Source organism: Actinomycetota bacterium, assembly GCA_035536535.1.
Classification (GTDB): Bacteria; Actinomycetota; JAICYB01; order JAICYB01; family JAICYB01; genus DATLNZ01.
This window is the reverse complement of the sequence record DATLNZ010000102.1, coordinates 1-6,234: the sequence shown is the minus strand read 5'-3', so window position 1 is coordinate 6,234 and position 6,234 is coordinate 1. Positions and strand designations below refer to the sequence as shown.

The window sequence follows — 6,234 nt, the reverse complement described above, 5'->3', positions numbered from 1 at the left end:
AGGACCCTGATGAACGGTTCAGCGGTGTTGCACGTTGAGTCAACGGAGGGCGGCAGGGAGATCGCGACAGTGGTGAACTGGGTTCGGCGCGGGGACCTCACGGTTCCAGTTGCGTCCCGGCTCCCGATCTGACCGTTCGCGGTCGCAGGTGCGGTGCCAGAACCCCAGGGGAACCGAGGCGGAGGAGAAGTGGGAGAAGCCGGTGCACCTGTTCGCGCTCCCGACCTGCTGCTCATTGTGGGTCCGCCCGCAGTGGGCAAGATGTCGGTGGGCCGGGAAATCGCTCTCCGCACCGGGTACCGGCTGTTCCACAACCACATGTCGATCGAGCCCGTCCTGCAGTTCTTCGACTACGGACACCCATCGTTCGGACGGCTGGTGGAGGGCTTCCGACGATCGGTGTTCGAGGAGGTGGCACAAAGCGACCTCCCGGGCTTGATCTTCACCTTCGTTTGGGCCTTCAACCTGCCGTCGGAGGCCGACGCGCTGGAGGAGCGCACGCGTCCGTTCCGTTCGAGGGGAGGACGCGTGCGTTTCCTCGAACTTCAGGCTCCGTTGGAGGAGCGACTGCGGCGCAACGAGCATGAGCTTCGGTTGGCGGAGAAGCCGTCCAAGCGAGATGTCGCCCGGTCAAGGGATGTCCTGCTTCAGCATGAGGCGCAGTACGAGTTCAAGGCTCCGAACGAATTCACGCAGCGCGACGACTGGCTGCGCGTGGACAACACCACCCTGTCACCCGAGGAGGTCGCGGTCGCCGCGATCAAGCACTTCGACCTTCCAGAGACTCAGCAATGACAGGAGCTTCACCTGTCCTGGCGCGTCCGGCTCTCGTCGCCGCACTCGTCGGCACAGCGTTGCTGCTCGCGAGCTGCGACCGTCCGCAGGCACCCAACGAGCCCCGACTGGACCGGGGGTACAGCCTGGAGGAGGGGAACTCGCGACGCTTGGACCCGCCCACCCCTGATGTCGAGCCCAACGTCTCGCTGCAGGAGGCCAGACGGGTGATGCGGGAGCAGCGACTCCACAATGAGGAACCGGATCGCGCCTTCCTGGCTCTCTTCACCGACCCCGACGCCGGGACCGGCCTGCCTGGAGCGACGCCGACATACCAGCGAAGGCTTGTGTGGGTGTTCGCATGGAGCAGGGTTCACTACAACTTCGTTCGTGGTCAGGAGGGGCCCGCGCGGGTGCATACGCTGGTCGACGCAACGACAGGCGAGCATCTCCTCACTTCGGCCCAAGGTCTATCTCCAGGGGAGTCACCCGGGTCGGGAGTATCTTTGGCTTTCGGCAAGGCCCCCTGCCCGAGGAGCCGTTATGGATTCGGAGGACTTCGAGAGCCTGGCGGCCCAGCTGGACCCCGGTCCGCAGGTGGCCCACAACCCCGATGGCACATGGACGGCCTGGTGGCCGGACCTGAGGACTCCGCCTGCGGAAGCACCCACACGCGAGGCCGCTATCGCTGCGCTGCCGATAAGGCACGTGCGTTACAAACCCGTCGTCTCCCGCGAGAGCCCAGACGTTTGGGTGGCGGCCTACCCGGAGTTCGGGGTTGAGGCGCGGGGGCCATCGGAAGGCGAGGCCCTCAGGGCGTTGGTGTCCGAGCATCTGAGTCGCCGGGCGCTGGATCCCGAGTACCGGGAACTCATGGACACGCTGATGTCGTATCCACCCGATCGCTTCACTGTGGAGTACCTCTCGGAGGCCGAGTACGGGGAGTGGCAACGGCGGCTGACAGCGGATCCTGCAGTCCAGATGGAGGTCGAAGATGGACCAGATCCCGGCCCCTAAGACCCCTGACCGTTTCATTCCTAGCCGGCCGAGATGACCCGACGAAGGGAGGCCGTGTCTGCGATCCGAGACACTCTGCTGTGGATGGTGGCCATCGCGGCCGCAATCATCTCGGCCCTGGCTGCTGCGTCATGCCTCTACCTCATCCTCGCTGTGGCAACGAATCTCAACGAACCTGACTCCGGAGTCTCCTTGCTGCCACTTGCCGCCTATCTCGTCCTCACAGTTGTGGTGGCGGCGGTTGCAGCGGCTGCAGCCTGGCGACTGGCTCGGTACACCCTGGCCTCCCGGCGGGCGCGAGTCGCCATCTCACACGGAGGCGCGGCGGCTAGCTCGCGTTACGTTTGAAGTCGCATGACGCCTTCACGTCCAGATGAGCCCCCTGCAGAACTCACGGAGTTCTTGGCGCGCATTCAATCCCCTGAAGGCAAGAAGGAGTTCTTCGAACGGATCCATGCGCGAGAGCCAGCTCTCCGGATGGTGTTCAAGCGAGCGGGCATCATGGCGCGGAAGCGCGGCAGCCCCTCTCAGACAACGCTGGATGCACTGATTGCCGCGGCTGAGACTAGGTGGGGAGCCTCCGAGACCGAACTCGCGATCGCGGACGCCCTCCAGAAGTCTGGCGTGGCGGCAGCCGCCCGGACGTGGTTGGACTCCTCACCCTCTGTTGAGCGATTCGGCGAACCGCCCAAGGACTGGGACCCGCGGAAAGCCGGGGGGATGGAGCAGCCCCTGCCCGTCTCCTTCGATCTCAGGATGACTATGGCCGAGCAGGGTCCGACCTTGAGGGAGCTGGTCCTGCGTCTGTTGTCTTCGAAAGGAACGGATGTTGCTCGAATGTGCGAAGCGTCGGGCCTGAGCGCCGAAGACTTCCTAAAGCATCTATCCGCAGAGCCGCCGGTGGGCGATGACAACGACTGATCGGCTCCCCACCTACGACGGCGCTGTTCAGGTGCCCGTTCAGGAGAGACGTCGTCTGGTCGTGTGGGTCAGTTGTCTGAACCAGCGTCATCGGGTCGTGTTCGAGGACGGGTTCCTCGGCTTTCCGGACCACGATGTCCATAGCGAGGGAGTGGCAGAGGCCGTGGGAAGCATCCCTCCCACCTGCCAGTTCATCAACACACTTGCCGCTCGGTTGGATTGGGACGACCCGATGCACCGCGACGCGCTGATGGACGAGGACTCCGACCCCAGACGCCTTGCTGAGCTAGGTATGACGCTGGTGCCGGTGCCGCCCCGGCTGGCCTCTCCCGCACTGCGGGCCGGCGCACGTGATCCCAGCGAGTTCGTTGCCGCCATGGAGCTTCGACGGTTCATCGAGTCGATGCCGGAGCCACAAAAAACCGGCGTGAGGGTGCTGGCGGCGCTCACGTGGTTCGAGGACCAGCTGAGCCCCCACGATCTGCGACTCAAGCAGCGGGCGGCTCAGAGTCTGAAGTCCGTTGCTCCGGGGCCCGTCGATGTCCGGTGCTTCGTGATCCCGCCCCACTGGAAGCCGGGGATCACCGGATGGACGGATGGACGAACCGGGCTTGTGGGGCTGTTCGTCCGGCCCAACTGGTTCCGCGAGATCGCCAGCCCCGGGAGGGACGTCCTGGATGACCAGTTCGTCCTGAAGGGCCTTGCCGAAGCGCACGACGACTGGCCGGACCCCCTGGTGGTGCGTTGGGATCGTTCGGATTTCGCTTGGCACGCCACCTCGGTCCCTTCGCCCGTACACGCGTAGCTTCTCGCGTAGGCGTCCCGGTTCCAGCGACGATGTCCATAAGGAGGTGGCTGCCCTAGCTGTCCGACCGCTCCAACCACGGGGCGTGGTCGCGACCCAGCCAAGGAGGAAGCAGCGACAAATCCGACACTGTCACGGCCGACACGCGACCATCCGGATGCACGGCTGCGCCCTGGAGGAAGGCTTGTCGGGTCCCGGCGTGCACGGAGATCCACCAACCCGGCCACTGGCTGTCTTCGCCAGTCGCGTCGATGACGGTCACGGAGAGCCGATTGGACAGATCCAGGAATGCCTTCATCGACTCGTCCCCTGCCAGCGCTAGATTCCCGCCTGACATGAGAAGCGCCTCGAGGCGCTCGCGCAGCTCCCCGGCTGGAACCAGCGCCTGCTGGAAGCATCGAGTCAGGACATCCTTGGACTCCCGTTCCCGCTCTTTGTCGAGGCGTCGGGCGCGGAGGTATCGGTCCCGGTCCTCTCCTTCTACCCCCAACTCGTTCAAAACGGCCTCTATCAGCGGAGGCCTCTCCAGGCCCACTTCCGTTAGGTATTGCTCGCCCTGGAGGTCGCGCGCCAGAGACAGGAGCAGGTGCAGGGGAGAGACCTTCTCGCTGCCCAACCTCTCCGCATCGGCGTCGGCGTAACACAGAGCGTGATCTAGGAGCGGTTGGTAGCGCATGAGTCGCACGGGACGAGCCGCATTGGGGCCGAACTCCGACTCTGCTGACTCCCGAACGGCCGCGGCATCCACGCCGATGGCTGCCAGAGCCTCGTCGTCGTCCATGTAGGGCCGGTCGGGGGCCAGCGCTGACCGGATGTCAGCAGCAGATACTCCCAGTCGGCAAAGCAGTCCCGGAGATCCCTCTTCCTCAAAGCGCGCCAACGCCGAAAGCAGGTGGTGCCAGCCGATGTAGTCGTCGCCCAGGCGCTCGGCTTCGTTATAGGCCAGCCTCATGACTTCCTTCGCCTGCGGGTCGAGTTTGCGGCTCATCGGTCGTCCCCTCCCAGTCGGTTCGAGTGCTTCTCATGGACCGCCTGCTTCGAGACGCCCAAGTGGGTTGCGATCTCCTGCCAGGACCATCCCGCCGCTCGTGCGTTGTCCACATGGACCCGCTCCAGCGCCTCGACCAGCCGGCGCATCGCGGCGACCGCCCGCAGGCCCACGGCAGGATCCCTGCTGCGGATCTTGGAAGCTTCCTTGGAGATTGCTGCGGAGGGGGACGTCATGGAGGTCAAGGTACCTTGACGAAGGTCGTGCGTCAAGATAGCTTGACGCGAGGGGGTGATCTGCGGTGGGAGACCAAGGTTTCGTCCCCCGGCCTCCGGGCATCTGCAGGCGATGACCCACGCTGGTCCGCGGCCGCTCTCCACGGCGATCGACTGCTGGGGCCATAGCCACACAATCACCTCGGCCGGCGACCAACTGCTGCTGCACGACCACGACGAGCGAGAGGATGTGCTGGCGGTACTTGGCGGCGCGTTGCCCCCGTGCCTGGAGATCCGGATGGCGTGGCGGCTGCTGTCCAAGCGCCCTCCGAACCACTGGGACAGCCTGGTGACCCTGTTGGACGAGACAACACTCACGGTCGCGGAGCGCGACAAGGTCGTTGCCCGAGCGTCTTTGGTCAGTCCCGGTGGCATGGAGCACCTCTTCCGACTCTCCCGGACGGTTGGTGGCACGGAGGAGCAGTTCGCGGAAGCTCGGAAGATGGTGGACGTCGCTCGCGCGCTTCTCGTAGCTCTGCGCCTGCCCCCGCCAATGCGAAGGCTGCTTGGGGAACGGGTCCTGTCGAGGATGCTGTCGGGCTCACGGTGGGAGTGGCAGGAGGCGTTGAACTCGGCCACCATCCGGATCGCCACCAGATCCTGGAGCGAGAGCGCGCAGAGCTGGCTTGAAGCCGGAGTGGCCGTGCCCGACCCGGAGTGGAACATTGGTCTGCCTGGTATGGGGGCCCGGCTCGGTCCCCCTACAGGGGGCGAAGGCGTGACGGTGGAACTTCCCCTGGATTGGATGCGCGACGTGTGGATGCCGGGCTTGGCTGTGATCGACGGCAGGTTTGTCCTGAGCGCAGGGTCCGTGGAGGCTCGCACGCATGTCCAGGTCGTCGAGTGGCGAGATCTCCGCCGAGGCGGCCCCGTCGCCGAGGTGGCCGAGCGACACGCAGTTCAGCAGTCAGGGACGTGGTCGATCGCCGCGCGACCCTGAGGATGACTTTCAGGGGACCGCAGGGATGCGGACGGTAGGATGCCTGGTCATGCGGCTCCCGTCCAAGCGCCTCGACCCCCGGCTCCGCCTCGCGTGGTGGCTGGTCGGCGCGATGATCACGTTGGGCGTCGCCGTCGCGTCGTTCGTGACGGTGACGCTCCTGGTGCTCCCACACGCACTCGCCGCAGGCGCCTCCGCCGCGGTGGCGGTCGTGGCGTTCGTGTCTCCGCCGCTTATCTGGCGCCGGTGGCGGTACGAGATCAGGGACAGGGACCTGTTCGTCAGCCACGGCTACCTGTTCGCCGTCCACAAGCTCGTTCCGTTCGACCGGATCCAGTACGTCGAGAACCGCCAGGGCCCCCTGGACCGCGCGTTCGGACTCACCAAGCTGCTCGTCTACACGGCCGCGGGTAAGTCCGCCGAGATTCCCGGACTTTCGGTTTCCGAGGCGGACTCGCTGCGGGAGGAGCTGTCCCGCGTGGCCGGGACGATGGCTGTATAGATGTCCGTCATG

General features: G+C 65.6%; 9 protein-coding genes. 7 read left to right on the top strand and 2 right to left on the bottom strand.

Features of this window, described 5'->3' with window-relative positions; genetic code table 11:
* The first annotated feature begins 189 nt into the window (after positions 1 to 189).
* From VNE62_06940 to VNE62_06920, 5 genes are all read left to right on the top strand, one after another.
* Positions 190 to 795, top strand: coding sequence for an AAA family ATPase (locus VNE62_06940; GenBank protein ID HVE92019.1), 606 nt, complete (start codon positions 190 to 192; stop codon positions 793 to 795).
* Positions 796 to 1,317: 522 nt separating this feature from the next.
* On the top strand, positions 1,318 to 1,791 hold the full coding sequence (locus VNE62_06935) for a hypothetical protein (protein HVE92018.1): 474 nt from the start codon (positions 1,318 to 1,320) through the stop codon (positions 1,789 to 1,791).
* A gap of 33 nt (positions 1,792 to 1,824) precedes the next feature.
* Positions 1,825 to 2,139 (top strand): hypothetical protein, encoded by a 315-nt coding sequence (locus tag VNE62_06930; protein ID HVE92017.1) that lies wholly within the window; start codon positions 1,825 to 1,827, stop codon positions 2,137 to 2,139.
* 6 nt (positions 2,140 to 2,145) lie between these two features.
* Complete coding sequence (locus VNE62_06925; GenBank protein ID HVE92016.1) at positions 2,146 to 2,712, top strand: hypothetical protein; 567 nt, start codon at positions 2,146 to 2,148, stop codon at positions 2,710 to 2,712.
* Positions 2,699 to 3,517 (top strand): hypothetical protein, encoded by an 819-nt coding sequence (locus VNE62_06920; protein ID HVE92015.1) that lies wholly within the window; start codon positions 2,699 to 2,701, stop codon positions 3,515 to 3,517. Before VNE62_06925 ends, VNE62_06920 begins: the two co-directional genes overlap by 14 nt.
* 55 nt (positions 3,518 to 3,572) lie before the next feature.
* Here the strand turns inward: VNE62_06920 and VNE62_06915 are convergent, their stop codons facing one another.
* Both VNE62_06915 and VNE62_06910 read right to left on the bottom strand, forming a co-directional pair.
* Positions 3,573 to 4,505 carry a Clp protease N-terminal domain-containing protein gene (locus tag VNE62_06915; GenBank protein ID HVE92014.1) on the bottom strand — a complete coding sequence of 311 codons (933 nt, stop codon included), beginning with the start codon at positions 4,503 to 4,505 and terminating at the stop codon, positions 3,573 to 3,575.
* Positions 4,502 to 4,741 carry a hypothetical protein gene (locus tag VNE62_06910; protein ID HVE92013.1) on the bottom strand — a complete coding sequence of 80 codons (240 nt, stop codon included), beginning with the start codon at positions 4,739 to 4,741 and terminating at the stop codon, positions 4,502 to 4,504. Before VNE62_06910 ends, VNE62_06915 begins: the two co-directional genes overlap by 4 nt.
* 112 nt (positions 4,742 to 4,853) lie before the next feature.
* On the opposite strand from VNE62_06910, the gene VNE62_06905 reads away from it, so the two are divergent.
* Together VNE62_06905 and VNE62_06900 are read left to right on the top strand one after the other, a co-directional pair.
* Complete coding sequence (locus VNE62_06905; protein ID HVE92012.1) at positions 4,854 to 5,720, top strand: hypothetical protein; 867 nt, start codon at positions 4,854 to 4,856, stop codon at positions 5,718 to 5,720.
* Positions 5,721 to 5,769: 49 nt separating this feature from the next.
* Positions 5,770 to 6,222: a PH domain-containing protein gene (locus VNE62_06900; GenBank protein ID HVE92011.1), complete on the top strand. Its 453-nt coding sequence runs from the start codon at positions 5,770 to 5,772 to the stop codon at positions 6,220 to 6,222.
* Positions 6,223 to 6,234: the final 12 nt, after the last annotated feature.

Excerpts from the sequence above, each read along its gene's own strand:
- VNE62_06920 (HVE92015.1), top strand. The coding sequence starts at position 2,699 with ATGACAACGACTGATCGGCTCCCCACCTACGACGGCGCTGTTCAGGTG.
- VNE62_06925 (HVE92016.1), top strand. The coding sequence starts at position 2,146 with ATGACGCCTTCACGTCCAGATGAGCCCCCTGCAGAACTCACGGAGTTC.
- VNE62_06900 (HVE92011.1), top strand. The coding sequence starts at position 5,770 with ATGCGGCTCCCGTCCAAGCGCCTCGACCCCCGGCTCCGCCTCGCGTGG.
- VNE62_06935 (HVE92018.1), top strand. The coding sequence starts at position 1,318 with ATGGATTCGGAGGACTTCGAGAGCCTGGCGGCCCAGCTGGACCCCGGT.
- VNE62_06905 (HVE92012.1), top strand. The coding sequence starts at position 4,854 with ATGACCCACGCTGGTCCGCGGCCGCTCTCCACGGCGATCGACTGCTGG.
- VNE62_06915 (HVE92014.1), bottom strand. The coding sequence starts at position 4,505 with ATGAGCCGCAAACTCGACCCGCAGGCGAAGGAAGTCATGAGGCTGGCC.
- VNE62_06930 (HVE92017.1), top strand. The coding sequence starts at position 1,825 with ATGACCCGACGAAGGGAGGCCGTGTCTGCGATCCGAGACACTCTGCTG.
- VNE62_06910 (HVE92013.1), bottom strand. The coding sequence starts at position 4,741 with ATGACGTCCCCCTCCGCAGCAATCTCCAAGGAAGCTTCCAAGATCCGC.